Below are 22,027 nucleotides of genomic sequence, written 5' to 3'. Positions count from 1 at the left end.
TGACAGTGACGAATCTAGCGCAGTCCGATGACCCACCCATGTGGCCTGTGGATAACTCCACCGCTACCGGCGCACCACATCGCCGGCCCGCCGGCTCACCCTCCGGAAGGAGTTATCCCCGGCTGCCGGGGCGCGACCCCGAGGTGCTCGCCCACCCGGTGCACGAGCAGCGTCATCTCATAGGCGACCTGCCCGACGTCGGCCTCCATACCGCTCAGCACCGACAGACAACTGCCGTCACCGGCCGCGGTCACGAAGAGGTAGCCCTCGTCGAACTCCACCATCGTCTGGCGCACTCCGCCGACCCGGAACTGCCGGCCGGCGCCCTTCGCAAGGCTGTGGAACCCGGACGAAACGGCCGCCAGATGCTCGGCCGTCGGCCGGTCAAGACTGCCGCTGGCCCCGGTCACCAGGCCGTCGTTGGACAGTACGAGCGCGTGCTGCACATGCGGTACCCGCTCCGTCAGGTCGTCCAACAGCCAAGCGAGTCCATTGCCCACCGTCATTCCCGGCCTCCCCGTATCGACTGCGGTACGAGACTGTCCTGAACAGCGCGCTACGGCAAGTCCCCATCGGGTCACGAGCGGCAATCGGTATCGGGCAGCGGGGCCCACCGGGAGTGGCCGGCCCACCCCTGTAGCCCCATAGCTCCATAGCCCCCTAGCCCCCATAGCCTCCTCGCAGCCCTTGCCGGCAGCCCCCGTCAGCCGACCCGTCGCAGCTGACGCTCGGCGTGCATCCGTTCGGCGTGCTCGACCAGGGCGATGAGCACGTCCTTGCCGGATTCACGGTCCCGCGCGTCGCACAGCACGACCGGCGTTCCCTCCGTCAGGTCCAGGGCCCGTGAGACGTCCTCCGGCCGGTAGGAGCGCGCGCCGGAGAAGCAGTTGACGCCGACCGCGAAAGGGATGCCGCGGTGCTCGAAGAAGTCGACCGCGGGGAAGCAGTCCTCCAGCCGGCGGGTGTCGGCCAGGACGACGGCGCCCAGCGCGCCGTGGGAGAGCTCGTCCCACAGAAACCAGAAACGATCCTGCCCGGGGGTGCCGAAGAGATAGAGCGAGAGCCCGGCGCGGATCGTGATCCGCCCGAAGTCCATGGCGACCGTGGTGGTGGTCTTGCGTTCCACCCCGCCGGTGTCGTCGACGCCCCGGCCCGCCTCGCTGAGCGATTCCTCGGTACGCAGCGGCCGGATCTCGCTGACGGCTCCCACCAGGGTGGTCTTGCCGACCCCGAAGCCGCCCGCGACCAGTATCTTCAACGCCAGCGCGGGCTCGTCACGCCTGCCCGGTTGTTCAGAGCGCCCGAAGTCCATCGATCACCTCTCGCAGAATGTGTTCGCCGGGAAGTTCGGCGGGCGCCACCGGCCGGCGCACCCGGACCCACCCCAGCGTCAGCAGGTCGCCCAGCAGGACGCGTACGACGCCCACGGGCAGGTCGGAGTCGGCCGCGATCTCCGCGACCGACAGCGGATCGGTCCGGCACAGGGCGAGGATCGTGCCGTGTTCCGGGGCCAGGGCCGGGTCGCCGGCGGCGCCGGGCTCCGCGCCCGGTTCCGCGACGACCTGCGCGATCAGATCGAGATGCGCGCTGCCGCCGTCTCCCCGGGTCCGGCCGCCGGTCAGGGCGTAGGGGCGGACCATCGGGCCCGCCTCGTCGTCGTACCAGCGGCCGTCCATCCGCGTTCAGCCGCCTGCCGTGGTGTCGGAGTCCGGCCGGGCGGGCGTCCGCAGGTGCTCGCCGACCTGTTTGACGAGCCGGGCCATCTCATAGGCGACCAGCCCGACATCGGCCCCGGCGGTCGCGAAGACCGCGAGGCACGACCCCTCGCCCGCGGCGGCCACGAAGAGGAACCCGCCGTCCAGCTCGACCATGGTCTGCCGTACGTCCCCGGCGGCGAAGTGCCGGCCGGCGCCCTTGGCGAGACTGTGGAAGCCGGACGCGACCGCCGCCAGATGCTCGGCGTCCTCACGGCTCAGCGCCCGTGAAGCACCCACCGCCAGGCCGTCGTTGGAAAGGACCACGGCGTGCCGCACCCCGGCCGCCCGGTCCGTCAGCTCGTCCAGCAGCCAGTCCAGCCGGCCGGACCGGTTCGCCTCGATCATGCCGGGTCTCCCTCGTTCGACGCCGGGCGGCCGGCCGGACGGCCACCGCCGCGCGCCCAACCGCTGCGGTACGCGGTCATGGTGGCGCGGATCTGCTCAGGAGTACGCCCGCCCGCGTCCTCCGACTCACCGTCCGGCCCGTTGCCCGGCGCAGGCCCGTCGCGTTCCGGAGCGGGCCGCTCCAGGAGTTGCGGAGCGAGATTCGCCTTCCGTACCCGACGGGGCAGATCGTCGTCGCCGCGCGCGGTGCCGTTCGCCGCCGGGCCCACGGGGGCGGCCGGTGCGGCAGGACCGGCCGGGCCGTCCTGACCCGGCGAACCCGGTGAAGCCGGTGAAGCCGGTGAAGCCGACGCACCCGGCGGCGGATGCGCGGACGAGGTGGCTGACCCGCGGACCACGACCGGATCCGGTGAGCCGTGCTGCCGCTCCCGCTCGTTGCCGCTCCCTGACCCCAACCCGTCGCCGTCCCCAGAAGCTCGACCGTTCCCCAGCCCGTTGCCGTTCCCAGAAGCTCGACCGTTCCCCAACCCGTCGCCGTTCCCAGAAGCTCGACCGTTCCCCAACGCCCTGCCGTTCCGCGGCTCCGATCCGTTCCGCAACTCCGCTCCATGCCCAGGCTCCGGCCCCGGCTCCGCACCACGCCCCAACTCCCCTCCGCCCCGCGACGGAAGCGGCCGGACCACGACCGGGTCCTCGCGGTGGGCGCGCTGGGCGCGGTTGCGCTCGGCGGCGCGGCGGGCGGGGGCCGGGTCGGGAACGTAGCGCTCGATGAGCGCGGTGGGCAGCAGCACGACGGCCGTCGTCCCGCCGTACGGGGACGGCCGCAGCGAGACCCTGACGTCGTGCCGGGCGGCGAGCCTGCTGACCACGAACAGCCCGAGCCGGTCGCTGTCGAACAGGTCCAGCGCCTGGGCGCGGGCGATCCGCCGGTTGGCCTCGTCGAGCGCCCCGCCGCCCATGCCCAGGCCGCGGTCCTCGACCTCCAGCACATAGCCGTTGCCGACCTGTTCGCCGCTGATCCGCACCTTGGTGTGCGGCGGCGAGAACTGGGTGGCGTTCTCGACGAGTTCGGCGATCAGGTGGGTGAGGTCGGCGACCGCGCCGCCCACGACGGCGGCCTGCGGCAGCCGCCGCACCTCGACGCGGGCGTAGTCCTCCACCTCGGCGACCGCGGCCCGCACCACGTTCTGCAGGGGCACCGGCCGGCGCCAGGCCCGGCCAGGGGCGGCGCCGGACAGGATGATCAGTCCTTCCGCGTGCCGGCGCATGCGGGTGGTGAGGTGGTCGAGCCGGAACAGGTCCTCCAGCTCGCCGGGGTCCTCCGTGCGCCGCTCCATGCCGTCCAGCAGCGCGAGTTGGCGGTGGACGAGGACCTGACTGCGGCGCGCGAGGTTGACGAAGACCCCCGTGACGCCGCTGAGCAGCTCGGCGCGTTCGACGGCGGCGGTGAGCGCGGCACGGTGGACGGTGCGCAGCGCCTCGCCGACCTGGCCGATCTCGTCCGCGCCATGGGTGCCCTGCGGCGCCTCGGCGTCCAGGTCGATCTCCTCGCCCGCGCGCAGCCGGCGCATGGCGGACGGCAGTTTGCGGCGGGCGAGTTCCAGTGCGGTGTTGCGCAGTTCGACGAGTTCGGTGACCAGGGCGCGCCCGATCCGCACGGAGACGATGAGCGAGACGATGACGGCGAGCAGGCCGAGCAGCACCGCCGCGCCGGAGGTGCTGGCCAGCCCCCCGATGATCGGGTCGGTGCCGGACGAGGCGGCGGCCGCGCCGCCCGCCGGGTCGTCGATGGCGCGCAGGCCGCCGATGACCGGGCCGGAGGCGGCCGTCCAGGTGCCCGCGGGCGCGGCGGCCGCGGCGTGCGGCCCTGGGTCGGCGCGCAGCACCCCGTCCTCCAGGCCGAGCAGGGCGCTGTACGGTGCGGAGCCGCTCAGCTTCTCCCAGGACGCGCGGCTGCCGCCCCCCAGGTCACCGGCCGAGGCGTCGAGCAACAGCCGCCGGGTCTGCACGGCGCCGGTGAAGTCGCGGTAGCGCGGGCCGTCCAGGGTGCCGGTGAGTTCCGCGACGGAGATCAGGGCGTCCTCACGGGCCAGCATCTCGCCCGCCCGCCCGAACTCCAGGGCGACGCGGCTGCCGGAGGTCAGGACGGGGTCGGGGCCGGCGGTCAGTACGCCGATGGCGGAGAAGGCGTTCTCGATCGCGTCGCAGTAGCCGCGGTACGTCTCGTCCCAGCCGGCGGTGCGGGCCGTGACCCGCGCCCGCAGCGCGCGCAGCCCGGTCACACCGTCGATGAACGTCCGCAGCCGGGGCGCGACGTCGGACGGCAGCCCGATGCCGTCGGCGATCGTGTGGCTGCTCCCCTGCCGCAGCGCGCCGGCCGCCCGGTCGGTGGTGGCGGCCGCGCTGTCGAGCTGCGCCGCGCGGGCGGCGGTCGGGGCGGCCAGGTACAGGGCGGCGGCGCGGCGTTCGGCCTGCAGGGCGGTGACGGAGGCGGCGACGGGGCCGCTGACCTCCTTCTCGACCTGCTGGGTGCGCAGCCGGCCGGAGACGTCCTGGGCCGCGTTGACGGCGGCGAAGGCCCACAGGGCCATCAGCGACACGACGGGCACCATGAGGATGGAGACGATCTTCGCCCGCACCGTCCTGGGCCGCAGCACCAGCCCCGGGACGAACCGCGACCGAACCGGCGGCCGTGCGCCCGGCCATCGCGGACCACCGGTCCCGGCAGAAACGTTCGCTCCAGCGGAAGCGTTCGCTTGAGCGGAAGCGTTCGACCCGGCAGGCGTCTTCGCCCCGCCGGGCCCCTCCGGATCCGCATCCGTCCGCGGCGGAACGTCCGCACCCCCGGGACCCGCCGCCCCGGGTGCGCCCGCGGCCAGTGCCAGCGGTGACATCCGCTCGTCGGCGGGCGGTCCGGCGTGCGCGCGGCGGCCGCGCGGAGCGCTCACGCCGCACCCTCGTGCAGCGACTGGGCGGACGCGGAGGCGGCGCGTTCACGGGCGCTCGGGGAGAGCGCGACGAAGGCCGACGTCAGGAAGAGGTACGAGCCCAGGCCGACCACCAGGGGGAAGAGGAACGCGGTGGCACTCGCGCCCGGCAGCACCTCGGACGACGGACGGACCGTCACCCGCACGGCGAACATCCCTGTGTAGTGCATGCTGCTCACCGCCGCACCCATCACCAGTGACGCCCCGGCCACCACGACCGGCCGGTGAACCGTCAGCGCCGCGTACAGCGCGGCGGTGGCGGCGGCCAGCGCGATGAGTACGGACAGCATGACGCGCACCGGGTCGTAGGAGATGGTGCCGTGCAGCCGCAGGGCCGCCATCCCGACGTAGTGCATGGCGGCGACGCCGAGTCCGGTCGCCAGGCCCCCCGCCAGCAGGGAGCGGATGCGGCCCCGCCCGTAGCCGACGATGAACACGCCGACGCCCACGACGGCGACGGCGATCAGCAGGCTCAGGACGGTCAGCGGCACGTTGTAGCGGATCTCGGTGCCGGAGACCCGGAAGCCGAGCATCGCGACGAAGTGCATCGTCCAGATGCCGGTGCCGAGCGCGCTGGCCGCGGTCAGCAGCCAGTTGCGCCGGGAGCGGCCGGTCGCGCCGAGCGCGCGTACGGTGCAGCGCAGGCCGAGCGTCGAGCCCACGCAGGCCATCACGTACGACAGCGTCGGGGTCAGCCAGCCGAAGCCGGCTTGGTCCATGTGTCCCATGGGTCCGGGACGCTAGACCCGTGGTGTTCGCAGTCCTTCGGGCAGTTCGGAACCCGGCGGATATTGACAGTCTCGTACGCTGATCCGGCCCCGAACGATCGCGCAACGCTCGAACATGCGCGCAGGCGGGACGTTTCAGCCACTGCGTGGCGCATACATGATCACGCCCACCCCCACCAGGCAGACCACCGCCCCACCACATCGAACCGGTCGGGCCGGTAGCCGTCCGCCACCATCCCCCACACGAGCGAACCGGCGACGAACACACCGCCGTACGCGGCCAGAATCCGTCCGAACTCGGCGTCCGGCTGCAGGGTCGCGACGAACCCGTAGCACCCGAGGGCCACCACTCCCGCCCCCATCCAGGCCCAGCCGCGGTGCTCGCGGATGCCCTGCCAGATCAGCCAGGCACCGCCGATCTCCAGCAGCGCGGCAAGGACGAACAGAGCGGCGGAACGCAGCGTGATCATGCGAACATGATGCATGGAGACCGAACGTGAACGAGTCCGCGAATTCTTCGCCGCCAAGGCCGTGGGCTGGGAGAAGCGCTTCCCCGACGACAGTCCCGCCTACGCGGCGGCCGTCGCGGAACTGGGCCTGCGGCCCGGCCAGTCGGCCCTCGACGTGGGCTGCGGCACCGGCCGCGCGCTGCCCCCGCTGCGAGCCGCCGTCGGCCCGGCGGGCACCGTCGTCGGCGCCGATCTGACCCCGGAGATGCTGCACGAGGCGACCGCGCTCGGCCGCCACCGCGCCGGCTCGCTCATCGAGGCGGACAGCGCCCGGCTGCCGCTGCGCGACGCCTGTTTGGACGCGGTCTTCGCCGCCGGGCTGCTGCACCATCTGCCGGACGCGGCGGCCGGGCTGCGCGAGTTCGCCCGCGTCACCCGGCCCGGCGGCCGGCTCGCGCTCTTCCACCCGATCGGCCGCGCCGCGCTCGCCGCCCGGCGCGGCCATGAGCTGCACGAGGACGACGTCCGCGCGAAGCCCAACCTCCCCCGGCTGCTGACCGACGCGGGCTGGGAGCTGACGGTGTACGACGACTCCGAGGACCGGTACCTGTCCGTGGCAACGCGGCTGAACTGACCGCTGCCGAACCGGCCCCGGCGATCACGGCGGCGAACGCCCCGGGGTTGTCGGACATCATGTTGTGACCGGCGTCCGGCACCGTCTCGACGTCGACACCCGCCGCCACCAGTTCCGTCCGGCCGTCGACGTCCGGGCTCAACTCCCCCACCAGGAAGGTGCGGGGAATGTCCATCGCCAGCAGCATCGTCCGCATGGTGGGTTCGGTGCCCCGCGCCGGCCGGGTGGCGGTGCGGTACAGCGCCACCGGGTCGGCGAGCCGCATCGTGGCCCCCCAGATCGGGCCCACCCGCTCCACCACGGCGGCGAATCCACCGCCGTCCGCGGGCCGGTCGCTGATCCCGAATCCGGGCAGATCAACGAAGAGCGAGTGCCGGCCGGCGAGCGCCGGATGCGCCGCGACATGCGCGAAGTACGGCGCCCGGAGGCCGAGCCGAGTCCATGCAGGTACACCCGCGCGGGGCCGGTGCCGGCCGCCTCCGTCCAGCGGATGAACGGCCGCCGCTCCCCCGCCGTGAAGGAGCTCGGCGACGATCCGGACGCGACGTAGCGGGAACGGCCCTGGAGCTCGGCCGGACAGGCGCTACGCCGCGGGCAGGCCGAGCAGGGTGCGCGCCATGGTCTCCGGCTCGGTTCCGTGTTCCCGGGCCAGCGTCAGCACCGCGCGCTGCGCGAGCTCGTTGACGCCGAACATCAGGGCGTCGGGGGCGACTCGGCCCGCGGCCTTGTCGATCCGGTCCTGGTCGTCGGCGATGCAGGCCACCACGTAGGTCGCGGCCGCGTCGAACAGGTTGTGCTCCAGCGGGGCCCGGTCCCCGGGACCCGCCGGGTCGGGTGCTCGCACCGGCAGTCTGAACACGTCTCCGATCCTGTGCAGCAGGCCGGGCATGCCCATCACCTCTCCCTGTCGCCGAGTTCGCGCTCTCCCCTGGGTTATCTCCGCTTCAGGGGGCGGGAACCCGGCTTGCCCGGACGGCGGTCGGTGATGGAGAGGCGGTAGCCGGTCAGGGCGCGCGCGACGGGTTCCCCGGTGGCGGCCGCGTACGCCAGGTTTTCGCGCACCTCGCGCAGGGTCCGCGGGCGGAAGCCGGGACCGCCGCAGCAGGACTTGTGGAACCCGACGCCCGCGGTGAGCAGCACGGTGAGCACCCGCCATGCCGGGGCGTCGCTCCGGCGGGGCGCCGCGAACGCGGATCCCGCGTGGATCAGCTCGGCGGCACAGCGCTGGCAGCGCCGGGCCCGCTCCGGCCCGTACTCCTGCTTGTAGGAGGCGCGGCACGGGAGGCAGACGTAGTGCGTGCGGTGGACACCCATACCCCGCAGGGTAAGGGGCGCGGCGCCTGCGTTCCGAGCGGTTTTTCCTCCGGTCGGGCCCCGCTATCGACGCGGACGTTACCCGCTGGTTAAGGTGCGCGGACCGAAGAGAGGGAGGGGCCCCGTGACCGATACGGACGACTACACGCAGCAGGACGACGACGCGTTGTTCGTGCTCACGGCGGCGATGCTGACGCCGGCGCAGTTCCCGAGCGTGCTCGCCGACGACTACCCGCAGGCCTGCGAGGTGCTCGGTCTGGAGCCCGCCAGGGACGGTTACGGTCTGCTCTTCGGACAGGACGGCGGCGGCGCCCGCTGGACCGTCGCGATCACCGACACGGCCCTGGTCGCATGCGCGCTGGCGGCCTGGGACTGCGGGCTGGAGTACGACCTCTCCCCCGACGAGCGCTACGTCGCCGCGGCCCTGCCGGGCTGGCCGCTGCCGGTCGCGGTCGCCGCGCCGGGTGTACCCGATCCGCACGATCCGTCGGAGGAGGAGGGCGGCCGGCCGCCGCTGGCACCGCCCGACCTGGAGACCTGGGGCGGGGCGCAACGACGGCTGGGCGCGGACGAGATCGCTCTGCGGTGGTGGGCCTGGCGCGAACAGCTCACCGATGACGCCGTCTACGAAGCGGCGGCCGGGGACGAAGCAGCGACCGAGGACGGAGCGCCCGATCCCGACGCTCCCACGGACGGAGCCCGTACGGACGAGGCCGATTCCGACGAGGCAACTCCGGGCGACGCCACCGCCGGCGAGGACGCCGCGGACGAGACGGACGCCCCGGACGACGCGGCCGGGAACGACGCCTCCGGGACCGTGGCCGTGCACCATGCGGGCGTGCGCCGGGCGCTGGAGAGCGCGGAGGCGTACCTCAGCTCACCGCCGCCGCCCGGACGGGTCCGGGCGGCGCATGGAGCGGTACGTGCGGACGGTCCCGGCTGGAGCCTGGTGGCGCGGACCGACGACATGGCCTTCGTGCTCCTCGACGACGAACCGGGCGAGGTCCACCCGGTTCGCCGCGGCCCGGCGCTGCCGGCCCTGCTGGAAGCACTGGACCGGCTGGCCGCCCGGCCCGTCTGAGCGCCCGGAGCCGCCCCATCGGCATCGATAAGTCGATACACCGCCACCTCAGTGCCCCCGCCGTTCGGCCTCCACCTTGTCGGCGGCCTTGCGCGCCGCGACCAGCACCGGGTCCCAGACGGGAGAGAACGGCGGCGCGTAGCCGAGGTCGAGCGCCGTCATCTGGTCGACGGTCATGCCGGCGGTGAGGGCGACGGCACCGATGTCGACGCGCTTGGCCGCGCCCTCCCGTCCGACGATCTGCAGGCCGAGCAGCCGCCCCGTGCGGAGTTCGGCGAGCATCTTGACCGTCATGGTCGCGGCTCCCGGGTAGTAACCGGCCCGGCTGCTGGACTCGATGACGGCGGTGACGAAGCGCAGCCCCGCGGCGCGCGCCTGCGACTCCTTCAGACCGGTGCGGGCGATCTCGACGTCGCAGACCTTGCTGACGGCGGTACCGACGACGCCGGGGAAGGTGGCGTACCCGCCGCCGATGTTGATGCCGATGACCCGTCCGTGCTTGTTGGCGTGCGTGCCGAGCGCGATGTGCTGGTGGGTGCCGGACACCAGGTTCAGGACCTCGACGCAGTCGCCGCCGGACCAGACGCCCTCCGCGCCGCGCACCCGCATCGCCAGGTCGGTGAGCAGCCCGCCGTGCTCGCCGAGGGCGAGGCCCGCGTCCCGGGCGAGCCCGGTGTTGGGCTGGACGCCCAGCCCGAGCACCACCACGTCGGCCGGGTACTCGGCGTCCTCGGTCGCGACGGCCCGCACCCGTCCGTCGTCCCCGGTGAGCACCTTGCGCACCTCCGCGCCGGAGACCACCTCGATGCCCATGCCCTCCATCGCCTCGCGCACGAGCCGGCCCATGTCGGGGTCGAGCGTGGACATCGGCTGTTCACCGCGGTCGACGAGGGTGACGTCCAGGCCGCGGCGGATCATGGCCTCGGCCATCTCGACGCCGATGTAGCCGCCGCCGACGACCACGGCCCGCCGTGCGCCGCCGCGTTCCAGGGTGCGCAGCACGGCCTCGCCGTCGTCCAGGGTCTGCACACCGTGCACCCCGTCCGCGTCGATGCCGGGAATCCGCGGCCGAGTGGGGACGGCGCCGGTGGCGATGACGAGCTGGTCGAAGCCGGTCCAGGACTCGGCGCCGCCCGCCACCTCCCGGGTGCGCACCCGCCGCCGGTCGAGGTCGATCCCGACGGCCTCGGTGCCGAGCCGCAGGTCGATCCCGCGCTCGCGGTGCTCGGCGGCGGTCCGCGCGACCAGCGCGTCCGCCCCGTCGACCTCGCCGCCGATCCAGTACGGGATGCCGCAGGCCGAGTAGGACGTGTGATGACCGCGCTCGAAGGCGATGATCTCCAGGTCGTCGGGGCCCCGGCGCCGGCGTGCCTGTGAGGCGGCCGACATCCCTGTCGCGTCCCCGCCGATGACGACCAGTCGTTCCGCCATGTCCCACACGCTCCTTGTCAGCCTCCGCGGCCACCGCGACCCGCGCCACCGCATGATCGCTCAACGGTGCCCGGCCCCCGAGAGTTTCCCCGACCCGCCGGTCCGGGCGCGCCGCGGCTGCCGCACACTGGTGCGTCATGGAGCTGCAGATCACCGCGACCGCGCCCGAACACCCGGCGGCCCTCCTCGACCTGCCCTGGGGCATCCCGCTGGAGGAATGGCCGGACGACTACCTGGTCGCCCTGCCGCGCGGCATCTCGCGCCATGTGGTGCGGTTCGCCCGCGCCGGCGACGAGGTCGTCGCGGTGAAGGAGGTCGGCGAGTGGGCCGCCGTGCGCGAGTACGGGCTGCTGCGCGATCTCGACCGGATGGCGATACCCGCGGTCGACCCGGTCGCGGTGGTGACCGGCCGCACCGGCGCGGACGGGGAGCCGCTGGAGCCGGTGCTGATCACCCGGCACCTCAACGGTTCGCTGCCCTACCGGTCGATGTTCGAGACGACGATGCGGCCCGGCACCGTCAGCAGGCTCCTCGACGCCCTCGCCGTACTGCTGGTCCGGCTGCATCTGACCGGCTTCGCGTGGGGTGACTGCAGCCTCTCCAACACGCTCTTCCGGCGGGACGCGGGAGCGTACGCCGCCTATCTGGTGGACGCCGAGACCGGCCAGATCCAGCCCAAGCTGACGCGCGGGCAGCGCGAGTACGACATCGAGGTCGCCCGGGTGAACATCTCGGGCGAGCTGATGGACCTGGAGGCGGGCGGCTCGCTGCACCCGTCGGTCGACCCGGTCCTGTTCGGCCAGGCGATCGCCGACCGGTACGAGGAGCTGTGGCACGAGCTGACCCGGGAGTCGGTCTATCCGGTCGGCAAGCGGCACTACATCGACCGGCGCATCCGCCGGCTGAACGAGCTCGGCTTCGACGTGGCCGAGATGCAGATCCAGCGGTCGCCGGACGGCGACGCCGTCACGTTCCTCCCCAAGGTCGTCGACGCGGGCCACCACCAGCGGCAGCTGCTGCGGCTGACCGGCATGGACGCCGAGGAGAACCAGGCGCGCAGTCTCCTGAACGACCTGGAGACGTGGATGGCCTCGCAGGACGACTACACGCCGGGCGACCCGCTGGGCGCGCGGCCCGAGGTCCTCGCGCACCGCTGGGTCCGCGAGGTCTTCCGGCCGACGGTCCGTGCGGTCCCCCAGGAGCTGCGCGCCTCCCTGGACACCGCCCAGGTGTTCCACGAGCTCCTGGAGCACCGCTGGTTCCTGTCCGAGCAGGCCCAGCACGACGTGGGTCTCGACGCCGCCATCGAGGACTACGTACGCGCCGCGGCCGCCGACCGCTCGGCGGCGGGCCATCTCGCGCCCGCCACCGATGCGGAGACCACCGGCCCGTAGCCGTCAGGCCGTCAGGCGGAACCCCGCTCCACGTCCACCAGGAGCGCCGATTCGGCGACGCCCGGGTCCGGGTCCGCGCACAGCGCCGCGAGTTCGGCCGGCCAGGGGGCCTCCCATCCGGAGCTCCGGCCCGCCGCGCGGACCACCTCGACGGCGACGAGACCGGCGGCGGGAGCACCGCGGCCCCGCAGGCTCACGACCGTCGCGTGCACGGCAGCGGGCACCGGCTCGCGCCCGTGATCGAGATACTGCCGCTGTCCCAGTTCGAGTCCGTGCGGATGGTCCGCGACCAGGCCGAGCCAGCGGTCCCACCGGCCGGGCGCCGGATCCCCCGCGCGCATCGCCGTCAGCGCGGCGTCCAGCGCGGTGGAGGTGGCGGTGCGCCGCAGTCCCGCGCGCAGCAGGGCGTCGGTGAGGACGTCCAGCACCACGGCCGACGGCTGCCCGTAGCGCTCGACGAGATGGTGCAGGATGCGGAGCGCGGCGCGCCGTACGTCAGCCGGCCCCTCACCGCCCTGGACCGCGAGCGCCTCGAGGGCGGTGCGCGACGCGGCGAGACCGGCGGGCGAACCGGCGAAGCCGGTGAGGACCGCCGCCGCGCTCTCGCGCAGGCCGGAGGGCCGTCCTGGATCGGCGACGGCCGCGGCCAGCGGCCCGGCCACCTCCTCGGCCGGCCAGGCGCGGTGCTGCCACATCGCGCGGCAGACGGCCCCCGCGATCTCCGGCTCCGCGACCGGCACCAGCCCGGCGACGAACCGGGCGTAGGCTCCGCGCACCTCCCCGGATACCACGTCGGCATCCGCGGTGATGACGGCTTCGCGGACGGCGGGCTGATGCAACTGCGCGGCGAGCCGCGCGGCCACCGGTGGCCGGTCGATCCGCCCGACGAGCGGCCGCGCCAGCACAGCGCGGACGTCACGGTGCTGACCGGGCGCGTCCCAGCCGGCCAGGAGCGCGCTGAACGCCGACTCGCCGGGCAGCTCCATCAGTTCGGCCAGCGCGCGTGCCGCCTCCTTCCGGGTGCCGACGGGTGCGGCCCGGTCGCTGACGACGGGCGCGAGCAGTGCGACGGCCGCGCTGCCGGGCATGGTGCCGAGCAGCCGCCGGACGGCCGCCATGGCGGCCTTGCCCCGTACTCCCGCGCCGGAGGCGTGTTCGAGGAGCAGGCCGAGCGCACCCGTTCCCAGGCCGCCGAGCGCGGTGAGCGCCGCCGCCGCGACCGGCTGCGGCGCGTCGTCGACGAGACAGCGCAGCAGCAGATCGTCGCGCAGCAGCACGGCGGCGTCGGCACGGCGGCGCAGCGTCGCGTCCTCGTCGGCGGCGACCGCCACCAGCCGCCGGTCGAGCAGCGCCCGCTGGTGCGGCAGCCAGCGGCCGGTGACCGAACGGGGCAGCGCGGGCACCCACGCCGTGCGGGTCGGCACGCCGGGGTCGAGTACCGCGTCGAGCAGGTCGGTACGGCGGTTCACCAGCGTGTGCTGGACGCGGGGAACCGAGGCGAACGCCGGGTCGGCCGCGATGAGCCGGCCGCAGCGTTCCGCGCGGGTGCCGGGCGCGGCCAGCCAGACGTCCGCGGCACGGGCCGCGAGCTGCGGATCGCCGTCCGACAGGGCGGTGCTCCCGACGAGCGCGTCGAGTTCCGGCACCGGGTCGCCGTTGCCGGCGAGGAGTTCGGCCAGTGCGACGAGGTGCCGCGGACGCGGACCGGTCCGGCGCGCCGCCTCCCAGACCAGCCGCGACGCGTGGTCACCGAGTTTCAGCGGGACGGCTCCGCCCGTCCGGCGCGGGTCGGCGACGATCTCGGTCAGCAGGAGGGCGACGGCCGCCGCCCGTTCTCCGTCGCCCCCGGCGGCGGCGACGGTCACCGTACGGCGCAGCCAGCGTTCGGCCGCGGCGAGGGTGTGGGCGGTGGAGTCGCGGGACTGGACGGTGGTCAGCGCCATGTCGCGCAGGCAGTGCGGCGGCACGGCACCGAGGAGCCGGGCCGGAGTCGCGGCCGCCTGGGTGAGGGCGGCGTGGCGGACCACCTCCTGGTCGTGCCAGGCCCGTTCGCAGGAGGCCACGATGCGGGCGAATTCGGCCGGATCGCCGTGCAGTTGTGCGCTGCTGAGCAGCACAGGCCAGGCCTGGGCCCGTTCGTGCACCCGGTGCGAGTCCCTGAGTTCACGGATCAGGGGTTCGGCGGCGGCCGGCGGCAGGACGGCGGCGGCCCGGCGCCGCCATCGGGGGCCGCGGGCAGCCCTGGACATGAACTGCTCCAGGACGCGGGTACGTTCGGCGGGCGCGAGAGCGGCCACCGCGGTGAGCGGAAGACCGTAACCGCGCTTCCCCTCCGCCATGCGCGCCTCCACGAGCCGGCGGCGGGCGTCGGCCGGGAGCAGGAGCAGCAACGGGTCCGGCGCCACCACCGTGCCGAACGGTCCCCCGAGGCGGGTGGACGACGCGCAGATTCCGGCGAGTTCGACCAGTTCCGGTGGGTCGAGGGCGCGCAGCGCGCGCAGGGTCGCACGTGGGAAGGGCCGGGCTTCCAGCGGTAGTTCCTTCGTTCCCGTGCGGCGCACCGATTCCAGCACAGCCCGCGGTCTGCGCAGCAGAACGGACAGGGCGCGTTCGGTCAGCAGCTCCGGCGCCCGTTCCAGGAGCAGCATCCCGGCGTCGGGGTCCCGTTCGACGAGTGTGGTGACCAGCCGGCGGTCGTTCGATCGCGGGACGCCGCTCCGCCGCGGATCCGTGGATGCCCGGTGATCGTCGGCCAGTTGGGCGGCCAGCGCGCCAGGAGCCGTACGGGCCAGTGAACGGAGTACCCCCGGCGGTGCGTCCAGCCGGGGCAGCCACTCACCGGTGGTCCCGGGCGTGCAGGCGGGGAGCATCCGGGCGGCCTCCGCGCGGCCGTACCGTTCGTGCACCTGCGGCAGGAGCCGGTCGGCGAGGGCGCGGCGGCGGGAGAGGCGCAGCACGCGGTAGGTGTCATGGCGGATGGCGCGGATCTCGCTCAGTGCGAGGGCTGCCAGGGCCTGTTCGGGAATCGGGAGCCTGATCGCGGCCGCCAGCGCCCGGGACCGCAGCAGCGGGTCGTCGAGTGCCGCGGTGACCGTGTCGAGGTCGCGGCGGGCGACGGCCAGGAAGAGGGCGGTCTGCCGTTCGTCCGGATCACCGGCGTCGAGCGCGGCCCGCAGATCGCGGTACCCGTCGGCGTCCAGGGCCCGGGCGTATTCGGCGAGGGCCCGCATACGGGCCGGGAAGGGCAGGTGGTCGAATGCGTGTGGGGTCATCGCGATCACCGGAGGGTCGCGAGGCCGGCCTTTCGGATCATCATGACCGTGATGCTCGCACCCGGGGGAACCGCCCGCAACGGTATTTCCACCGGCTCCCGGCAGCCGCACCGTCCGGCAGCCGCACCGCCCAGGTGTCCGCTCAGTGGCTACTGCTCGTCGGCGAGCCGGGCGCGGGCTTCCATGAGCGCGAAGCCGAGCAGGTTGAGACCGCGCCAGCGGGCCGGGTCCTGGGCGCGTTCGTCGTCGCCGGCCAGTCCGATGCCCCAGATCCGGTCGAGCGGGCTGGCCTCGACGAGCACGCGCTCGTTCGTGCCGAGCAGATAGTCGCGCAGCTCGGGGTGCTGCCCGAACTTGGCCACGCTGCCCTCGACGACGAGCTCGAAGCGCTCCCGCTGCCACGTCGCGTCGTCGAAGCCCCGTACCGAACGCCCCACGGCCTTGGCGGCCTTGGGGTGCACGGCCGCCACGGCGGCGCGCTCCGCCTCCGCGTCGCCGAAGAGGCGGGCCTTGCCGGCCATCATCCAGTGCTCGGCGGTGGCGTACGCAACGCCGTTCACGGTGAAGGACGACGGCCACCACTGGCTGAAGCAGCCGGCGCCGACGCTGCCGTCGCGCTGCGGCTGATGACCCCAGAAGTGGACGTACTTCACCCGCCGGCCGCGCCGGGTGTACTCGATCAGGTCCTCGACGGTGCGGACACCCGCTGCCGTGCTGTCCTCGTCCGCCATGTCACACACGCTCCAGCGGCCGGTGCGGGCCCTCAGGCAGTTCGACCTCGATCGGGTCGCCGGGGCGCACCTCGCCCTCGGAGAGCACGATGCCCATGATCCCGGCCCGGCGGATCAGCTCGCCCGCCTCGTCGCGGAAGACGACTTCCTTGAGCAGGCCGGTGCGGAAGTGCTCGATCTGCAGGCACGGGTTGCGCAGTCCGGTGATCTCGACGACCGCCGCCGCGCCGAGCCGCAGCCGGGCGCCGACCGGCAGGCCGAGCAGGTCCAGCTGCCGGGTGGTGACGTTCTCGCCCAGGTCGCCGGGGGCGATGTCATAACCGGCGGTCCGCAGCTCGTCGAAGAGCTCGGCGTGGAGGAGATGGACCTGGCGCAGATTGGGCTGCGTCGGGTCCTGGGCGACGCGGGACCGGTGCTGGACCGTCACGCCCAGGTGGGCGTCGCCCTCCACACCGAGACCGGCGAGCAGCCGGATGCTCTCCTCGTTCGGCTTGGTGAAGTGGTGCTCCGCACCGCGGCTGACCGCCGTGACCGTCCCGCCCATGAGCCGTCTCCCCCTCGACCGGTGGATGATTCCACGATCACCCTACTATCGGCGAGGGGCAGGTCAGCGGCCTATTTCGCGGCGGGAGATCCTCTTGAGCCGACGCCGCTGCGAGGGATCGAGCGTCAGATACGCGGCCACCGGTACACCGATGACCACCAGCAGTGCGAGCCAGAAGGGGACGCCCAGAATCAGCAGGACGATCCCTATGCCCACTCCGCCGATGGCGAGCTTCGCACGATTGGACATCTTCCCCGCCTCCGTCCGCGGCACATGCCGCGCTTGTCAGGAAGAACGCCCAGTGGTCCGTCCTGGTTCCCGCACACGGCTCACCGGGGCAGCGGCCGGTCCAGCCGTACACGTACCAGGGTAGTCCGCACACCGCTGTCGACCAGGCGTCCGGCGGCGTCGAACGCTCCCGGGCCGTCCGTCATGCCGAAGTCGTTGTCGTTGATCAGGACGAGCGTGGAGCGGTCGACGACGGCGACGCCCTCGACCTTCAGCGGCACGCCCGGGACCGTGTTCAGGTCCACGACGAGCTTCTTGGCCAGGACCGGCACCCCGGCCGCGGCCGGGTCGGCGAGCTGCTCCAGCGAGGGCGCGGTCGCGGGGTCGTCCCAGGACCGGCCGAGGACGTCGTCCCGGCCGCGCAGCGTGACCAGCTGCAGCCGGGCCGCCTTGTCGGTGCGCTCCTCGACGAGCAGCCGGTCCCGGCCGACGGCGACGACCGAGGAGATCTTCAGCTCGGAGGGGTCGGTCTCGCTCGGGTCGACGACGTTCACCGGGTCGAAGCGGTAGACGTACTCGGCGGTGACCGCCCGGTGGCGCGGCGAGAAGCGCAGCAGGCGGGTGGTCAGCGAGGTCTCACCCGCGGTCTTGTCCGGGTTGGACAGCGGGCTCTGCACGGCCATCACCAGGTCGCCGCCGGGCAGCAGGGTGAGCCCCTCGAAGCCACGGTTGATCTTGCGCTGGAGCAGGATCGCCGGAAGCGCCTCGACGACCGGGTAGTCGGCGCCGGTCAGCCCGAGCCCCTTGGGCACGTAGCGGGTCAGCACCCGGCCCTTCGCCGAGACATGGACCAGCGAGGGGCCGTACTCGTCGACGAGCCAGAAGGTGCCGTCGGCCGCCCGGACGATGCCCTCGGTGTCGAGCCCGTTCGGGTTGAACGCCAGCGGGGTCGACGCGTCGTAGGTGAAGGGCGCCTCGTCCCGCGAGGCCTGGTCGGACAGCCCGGTGACGGGCGCGCCGTGCGAGGTGGAGATGGGGATCGACGTCAGCACCTTGAGGGTGTCGCCGACGACCTTCACCTTGACGATCGCCGGGTCGAACCCGGGCACGGGGAACGTGCGCCGCTTGTCCTTGCCGACCTTGATCTGGCCGTTGGGGCCCCGGTCGGTGACGGTCCAGTACTCGCCGGGACGTCCCGCCGGGAAGATGTCGCTGCCGATGCCGCCGAGCTTCACCCCGCGGTCGTCCCCGACCGTGCCGGGCAGCAGGTGGTTGCTGAAGGTCCCCAGCGCGATGGCGGGCAGCGTGGCGGTGCCGGTGACCCGGGCGGCCGGACGGTGCGCGGCGGGCGCGCCCTCGGCCTGGCCGGGCAGTCCGAGGGCGGCGAGCGCGGCCACCGGAATCACCACAGCGACCGGACGACGCATGACCCGTCGGACACCCACGAAACGCTCCATCATCGGACCTCCCCCAGAACACCGGTACTTCGGGCGCCCCAAGGCTCTGCGGTCCGGCCCAACACGGGCCCACGTCCCGGTGAACTCCCGCCCAGCACTGGACGAACGGCCACCCCGCGCCAGGCCGGGGCGCTCAGGACACGACGTCCTTCGTCCGGAATCCGCGGAAGGCGAGCGCGGTGAGCACCAGGGCGTAGGAGACGGAGACCGCCGCGCCCTGGATCATGCCGGACCATTCGAGGTGCGGCTGGAGGGCGTCGGCCCAGGCGTACTGCCAGTGGGCGGGGAGCAGATCGCGCCAGGAGCCGAGCGCGGTGACGGCGTCCAGGACGTTGCCGACGATGGTGAGCCCGACGGCTCCACCGACGGCGCCGAGCGGGGCGTCGGTGATCGTCGAGAGCCAGAAGGCGAGCGCCGCGGTGACCAGCTGGCTGACGAAGATGAACGCGACGACGATTCCCAGCCGCGGCAGCGCCGTACCGGAGGGCAGCGACCCGCCGGTGGGAATCTGCAGATCGCCCCAGCCGTAGGCGACGGTGCCGGCCGCGAGGGCGACGACGGGCAGCAGCAGCATCGCCGCCGCGCTGAAGCCGAGCGCCACCAGGAACTTGCTGGTGAGCAGCCGCATCCGGGGTACCGGCGCGGCCAGCAGATAGCGCAGCGAGGACCAGCTGGCCTCCGAGGCGATGGTGTCGCCGCAGAACAGCGCCACCGGGACCACCAGCAGGAAGCCCGCCGAGACGAACAGGCAGGTGGCGGCGAAGTTGGCGCCGGAGGCGGTCGCGGTGTCGATGAGGGAGGGCCCGTTGCGGCTGTCGCTGCCGTCGGGCTGGCCGCCGATGGCGAAGGCCGCGATGAGGATGAAGGGCAGTGCGGCGAGCACCGCGCCGACGACGAGGGTGCGCCGCCGCCGCAACTGCCGCATGGCCTCCACCCGCAGCGGCAGGGTGCGGCGCGGGTGGTAGCCGGGGGCCGTGGAGGTGGCGGGGGCGGAGGCCGGGGAAGGTGCCGGGGCGGTGGCGCTCATGCGTTGCCTCCGATGAGGGTGAGGAAGGCGTCCTCCAGGCGGCGGTGCGGTCCGACCCGGGTGACCGGGACGTCCAGCCGGACGAGTTCGACGAGGAGTTGCGGGACGGTCATCCCGTCGAGGGCGATGAGCAGGCCGTCGTCGCCGCGCACCGCGCCCGACAGCCCCGGCAGCTCGGCGACCTTCTCCAGGACCCCTTCGGGCAGTTCGCCCTCCACGCCGACGAGCAGGGTGTCGGCCGAGCCGGTGATCTGTCCGACCGGGCCCGCGGTGATCAGCCGCCCGCGGTCCATCACGACGAGGTGGGTGCAGCTCTGCTCGACCTCGGCGAGCAGATGGCTGGAGACGATCACGGTGCGGCCCTCGGCCGCGTACCGGATGAGGACCTCGCGCATCTCCCGGATCTGCGGCGGGTCGAGGCCGTTGGTCGGCTCGTCCAGGATCAGCAGGTCCGGCATGCCCAGCATCGCCTGCGCGATGGCCAGCCGCTGCCGCATGCCCTGCGAGTAGGTGCGGACCGCCCGGCGCAGCGCGTCGCCGAGGCCGGCGATCTCCAGCGCCTCCTCGAAGTGCGCGTCCTGCGCGGGCCGGCCGGTGGCCTGCCAGTACAGGTCGAGGTTGGCGCGCCCCGACAGGTGCGGCAGGAAGCCCGCGCCCTCGACGAACGAGCCGACCCGGGACAGCACCGGCGCACCGGGCCTGATGGCCTCGCCGAAGACCCGGATCTCGCCGCCGTCGGGACGGATCAGCCCCATCAGCATCCGCAGGGTGGTGGTCTTTCCGGCGCCGTTGGGGCCGAGGAGTCCGAGCACCTGGCCGCGTTCGACGCGGAACGTGAGATCGCGGACGGCGTAGCGGTCGGCGGACTTGGCGTACTTCTTGCTCAGGTCGGTGATCTGCAGCGGTACCCCGGACAGCGCCGGGTCGGGGGCCGGGGTCCGCACCCGGCGGCGGCCGGTGAGGAGCAGCAGCGCGGCGACGACGGCCGCGCCGAGCGGCATGCCCCAGGTCCACCACGGCAGCCCGGCGGCCGCGGTGGCGACTGCGGGGTCGGTCGGCAGCGTCAGCGCGGGAGCGCTGAGCGAGACCGTGTACGTGGCGGCCGGGGCCGGTGAGGCGTAGGCGAGGTCGGTACTGGCCAGGACGAGCCGCAGCCGGTGGCCGGCCGCGAACTGGTGGTCGACGGCGGGCAGCCGCAGCTCCACGCTCCTGCCGTCGGCCGCGCCGGCGACGCGTACCGGGGTGACGAGTTGCGCGGGCAGCGACGGGCGGCCGTCCGCGGCGACGTCGTAGAGCTTCGCGAAGAGCACCGCGTCGTCCGCCGCGGTCCTGACGCGCACGGTGACGGTGGGCGAGCCGGTGACGCGGATCCCGGAGGCGAGCGGGGCCGAGTCGAAGTGCGCCGACTGGCCGGGGAAGTCCAGCGAGATGCCGGCGCCGAGGCTGGACAGCTGGGAGAGGCCGCCGATGCCCGGGAGCGAGGAGATCGCGGGCGGGCTGCCGCCCGCCGGGTTGGCGATGGTCTGCTCGCCGCCGGCGAGGGTGACCGTGCGCGACGAGGTGCCGGCCAGGCCCGGGTAGCGGTCCGCGGTCGCGCCGCGCAACACGGCCCGGCCGTCCGTGGAGTTCACCCCGCCGGTGCGGGTCACCCGGAAGGCCGGTCCGGTGCCGGCAGCGGTGTCGCCCTTGAGGTAGCGGTCGAACCAGGCGGCGATACGGCCCTCCACCCGGGCGGTCTCCAGGTCGCCGCCGTCGTGGCCGCCGGAGATCCAGTCGACGTCGACGGGCGCGCCGTTCGCGGTGATCGCCTTCGCCATGGCGTCGGCCTGGCCGAGCGGGAAGAGCGAGTCGCTCTGGCCCTGCACGATCAGGGTCGGCACCTTGATGCGGTCCGCGACGGCGGACGGGCTGAGCTTGTCCAGCATGGTGCGGGCGTCCGCGTCGGGCTTCCCGGCGACGGCGACCCGCTGGTACATCGCGCACACGGCCGGGGCGAAACGTCCGCACGCCGGATCGCCGGCCCGTGCGCCGCTGGAGAAGAAGATCCCTGCCCAGAGCTTCTTGTAGACGCCGCCGGGGAAGAGCGAGTCGGCGAGGTTCCAGTAGGTGATCTGCGGGGCGATGGCGTCGATCCGCCGGTCGTACCCCGCGGCGAGCAGGGAGATCGCCCCGCCGTACGACGCCCCGGCGACCCCGACCCGGGGGTCGCCCGCCGCGTCGAGCCGCACCTCGGGCCGCTTGGCGAGCCAGTCGACGAGCCGGCTCACATCGGCGACCTCACCGTCCCGCGCGTTGAGGCCGATGGTGCCCGTGGACTTCCCGAAGCCGCGGGCGGACCAGGTGAGCACGGCGTAGCCCTGGCGCGCCAGGTCCTCGGCCTGGTCGCGCATGTCGTCCTTGCTGCCGCCGAAGCCGTGTCCGAGCATCACGGCGGGGCGGCGCTGCGTCCCGCCGGAGGTGAAGAACGACGTGTCGAGCCGTTCCCCCTGCCCGGGGAGCATCGCGTTCTCCTGGTGCACGGCGGTGCCGGGCGAGGCGGCCGACGACGCCACCGCCCACGTTCCGGCGCCACCGAGCAGGGCGAGCACCACCGCGCCGGTGAGCAACCGCTTGCGCCGCGGCAGTCGAAGATCCATGGCCCGATCCTA

The 22,027-nt window shown here is 73.8% G+C and carries 19 protein-coding genes and 2 pseudogenes; 3 read left to right on the top strand and 18 right to left on the bottom strand.

Going from position 1 to position 22,027, the window contains the following annotated elements; all coding sequences use genetic code 11:
* Window positions 1-95 precede the first annotated feature (95 nt).
* The 7 genes and pseudogenes from LNW73_RS28345 to LNW73_RS28315 form a co-directional block, all read right to left on the bottom strand.
* Window positions 96-506: a roadblock/LC7 domain-containing protein gene (locus LNW73_RS28345; RefSeq protein ID WP_250974875.1), complete on the bottom strand. Its 411-nt coding sequence runs from the start codon at window positions 504-506 to the stop codon at window positions 96-98.
* Window positions 507-703: 197 nt separating this feature from the next.
* The gene (locus tag LNW73_RS28340) at window positions 704-1,312 is read right to left on the bottom strand and encodes a GTP-binding protein (RefSeq protein WP_138353092.1); all 609 of its coding nucleotides are present in this window, start codon (window positions 1,310-1,312) and stop codon (window positions 704-706) included.
* Window positions 1,293-1,676 (bottom strand): DUF742 domain-containing protein, encoded by a 384-nt coding sequence (locus LNW73_RS28335; protein ID WP_250974877.1) that lies wholly within the window; start codon window positions 1,674-1,676, stop codon window positions 1,293-1,295. The genes LNW73_RS28340 and LNW73_RS28335 overlap by 20 nt, the downstream gene beginning before the upstream one ends.
* 6 nt (window positions 1,677-1,682) lie before the next feature.
* Complete coding sequence (locus LNW73_RS28330) at window positions 1,683-2,102, bottom strand: roadblock/LC7 domain-containing protein (protein ID WP_138353090.1); 420 nt, start codon at window positions 2,100-2,102, stop codon at window positions 1,683-1,685.
* Window positions 2,099-4,996 (bottom strand): sensor histidine kinase, encoded by a 2,898-nt coding sequence (locus LNW73_RS28325; RefSeq protein WP_374118285.1) that lies wholly within the window; start codon window positions 4,994-4,996, stop codon window positions 2,099-2,101. The genes LNW73_RS28330 and LNW73_RS28325 overlap by 4 nt, the downstream gene beginning before the upstream one ends.
* 50 nt (window positions 4,997-5,046) lie before the next feature.
* Entirely contained in the window at window positions 5,047-5,817 is a 771-nt protein-coding gene (locus LNW73_RS28320) for an MHYT domain-containing protein (RefSeq protein ID WP_250991821.1), read from the bottom strand.
* A 135-nt stretch (window positions 5,818-5,952) separates the two neighbouring features.
* Window positions 5,953-6,287 (bottom strand): annotated as a pseudogene (locus LNW73_RS28315) (YnfA family protein).
* Window positions 6,288-6,300: 13 nt separating this feature from the next.
* Between LNW73_RS28315 and LNW73_RS28310 the strand changes: the two are divergent.
* Window positions 6,301-6,900, top strand: a complete 600-nt coding sequence (locus tag LNW73_RS28310; RefSeq protein WP_250991820.1) for a class I SAM-dependent methyltransferase — start codon at window positions 6,301-6,303, stop codon at window positions 6,898-6,900.
* Between the two features lie 10 nt (window positions 6,901-6,910).
* Here LNW73_RS28310 and LNW73_RS28305 read toward each other — a convergent pair.
* The 3 genes and pseudogenes from LNW73_RS28305 to LNW73_RS28295 form a co-directional block, all read right to left on the bottom strand.
* Window positions 6,911-7,392, bottom strand: a pseudogene (locus tag LNW73_RS28305) (alpha/beta fold hydrolase); the annotation flags it as partial.
* A gap of 91 nt (window positions 7,393-7,483) precedes the next feature.
* Window positions 7,484-7,759: a hypothetical protein gene (locus tag LNW73_RS28300; protein ID WP_250991819.1), complete on the bottom strand. Its 276-nt coding sequence runs from the start codon at window positions 7,757-7,759 to the stop codon at window positions 7,484-7,486.
* Window positions 7,760-7,833: 74 nt separating this feature from the next.
* Window positions 7,834-8,214: a deoxyxylulose-5-phosphate synthase gene (locus LNW73_RS28295; RefSeq protein WP_250991818.1), complete on the bottom strand. Its 381-nt coding sequence runs from the start codon at window positions 8,212-8,214 to the stop codon at window positions 7,834-7,836.
* Window positions 8,215-8,338: 124 nt separating this feature from the next.
* On the opposite strand from LNW73_RS28295, the gene LNW73_RS28290 reads away from it, so the two are divergent.
* Complete coding sequence (locus tag LNW73_RS28290) at window positions 8,339-9,295, top strand: hypothetical protein (RefSeq protein WP_374118208.1); 957 nt, start codon at window positions 8,339-8,341, stop codon at window positions 9,293-9,295.
* 48 nt (window positions 9,296-9,343) lie between these two features.
* Here the strand turns inward: LNW73_RS28290 and LNW73_RS28285 are convergent, their stop codons facing one another.
* Complete coding sequence (locus tag LNW73_RS28285; protein ID WP_250991817.1) at window positions 9,344-10,726, bottom strand: FAD-dependent oxidoreductase; 1,383 nt, start codon at window positions 10,724-10,726, stop codon at window positions 9,344-9,346.
* 137 nt (window positions 10,727-10,863) lie between these two features.
* Here LNW73_RS28285 and LNW73_RS28280 point away from each other — a divergent pair, with 137 nt between their 5' ends.
* Window positions 10,864-12,120 carry a DUF4032 domain-containing protein gene (locus LNW73_RS28280; protein ID WP_250991816.1) on the top strand — a complete coding sequence of 419 codons (1,257 nt, stop codon included), beginning with the start codon at window positions 10,864-10,866 and terminating at the stop codon, window positions 12,118-12,120.
* A gap of 11 nt (window positions 12,121-12,131) precedes the next feature.
* On the opposite strand, the gene LNW73_RS28275 is transcribed toward LNW73_RS28280, so the two are convergent.
* From LNW73_RS28275 to LNW73_RS28245, 7 genes are all read right to left on the bottom strand, one after another.
* Window positions 12,132-15,392, bottom strand: a complete 3,261-nt coding sequence (locus LNW73_RS28275; RefSeq protein WP_250991815.1) for a hypothetical protein — start codon at window positions 15,390-15,392, stop codon at window positions 12,132-12,134.
* 149 nt (window positions 15,393-15,541) lie between these two features.
* On the bottom strand, window positions 15,542-16,123 hold the full coding sequence (locus LNW73_RS28270) for an NADAR family protein (RefSeq protein WP_250991814.1): 582 nt from the start codon (window positions 16,121-16,123) through the stop codon (window positions 15,542-15,544).
* A 1-nt stretch (window position 16,124) separates the two neighbouring features.
* Complete coding sequence (locus LNW73_RS28265) at window positions 16,125-16,667, bottom strand: MOSC domain-containing protein (protein ID WP_250991813.1); 543 nt, start codon at window positions 16,665-16,667, stop codon at window positions 16,125-16,127.
* A gap of 63 nt (window positions 16,668-16,730) precedes the next feature.
* Window positions 16,731-16,916 (bottom strand): hypothetical protein, encoded by a 186-nt coding sequence (locus tag LNW73_RS28260; RefSeq protein WP_138353079.1) that lies wholly within the window; start codon window positions 16,914-16,916, stop codon window positions 16,731-16,733.
* A gap of 80 nt (window positions 16,917-16,996) precedes the next feature.
* Window positions 16,997-18,352 (bottom strand): esterase-like activity of phytase family protein, encoded by a 1,356-nt coding sequence (locus LNW73_RS28255; RefSeq protein ID WP_374118284.1) that lies wholly within the window; start codon window positions 18,350-18,352, stop codon window positions 16,997-16,999.
* Window positions 18,353-18,485: 133 nt separating this feature from the next.
* Window positions 18,486-19,379, bottom strand: a complete 894-nt coding sequence (locus tag LNW73_RS28250) for an ABC transporter permease (protein WP_250991811.1) — start codon at window positions 19,377-19,379, stop codon at window positions 18,486-18,488.
* Window positions 19,376-22,015 carry an alpha/beta fold hydrolase gene (locus LNW73_RS28245; RefSeq protein ID WP_250991810.1) on the bottom strand — a complete coding sequence of 880 codons (2,640 nt, stop codon included), beginning with the start codon at window positions 22,013-22,015 and terminating at the stop codon, window positions 19,376-19,378. The genes LNW73_RS28250 and LNW73_RS28245 overlap by 4 nt, the downstream gene beginning before the upstream one ends.
* Window positions 22,016-22,027: the final 12 nt, after the last annotated feature.

Origin of the sequence: Streptomyces sp. RKAG337, assembly GCF_023701715.1 — a bacterium.
Taxonomy (GTDB): domain Bacteria; phylum Actinomycetota; class Actinomycetes; order Streptomycetales; family Streptomycetaceae; genus Actinacidiphila.
This window is presented reverse-complemented; position numbering and strand designations above follow the sequence as displayed.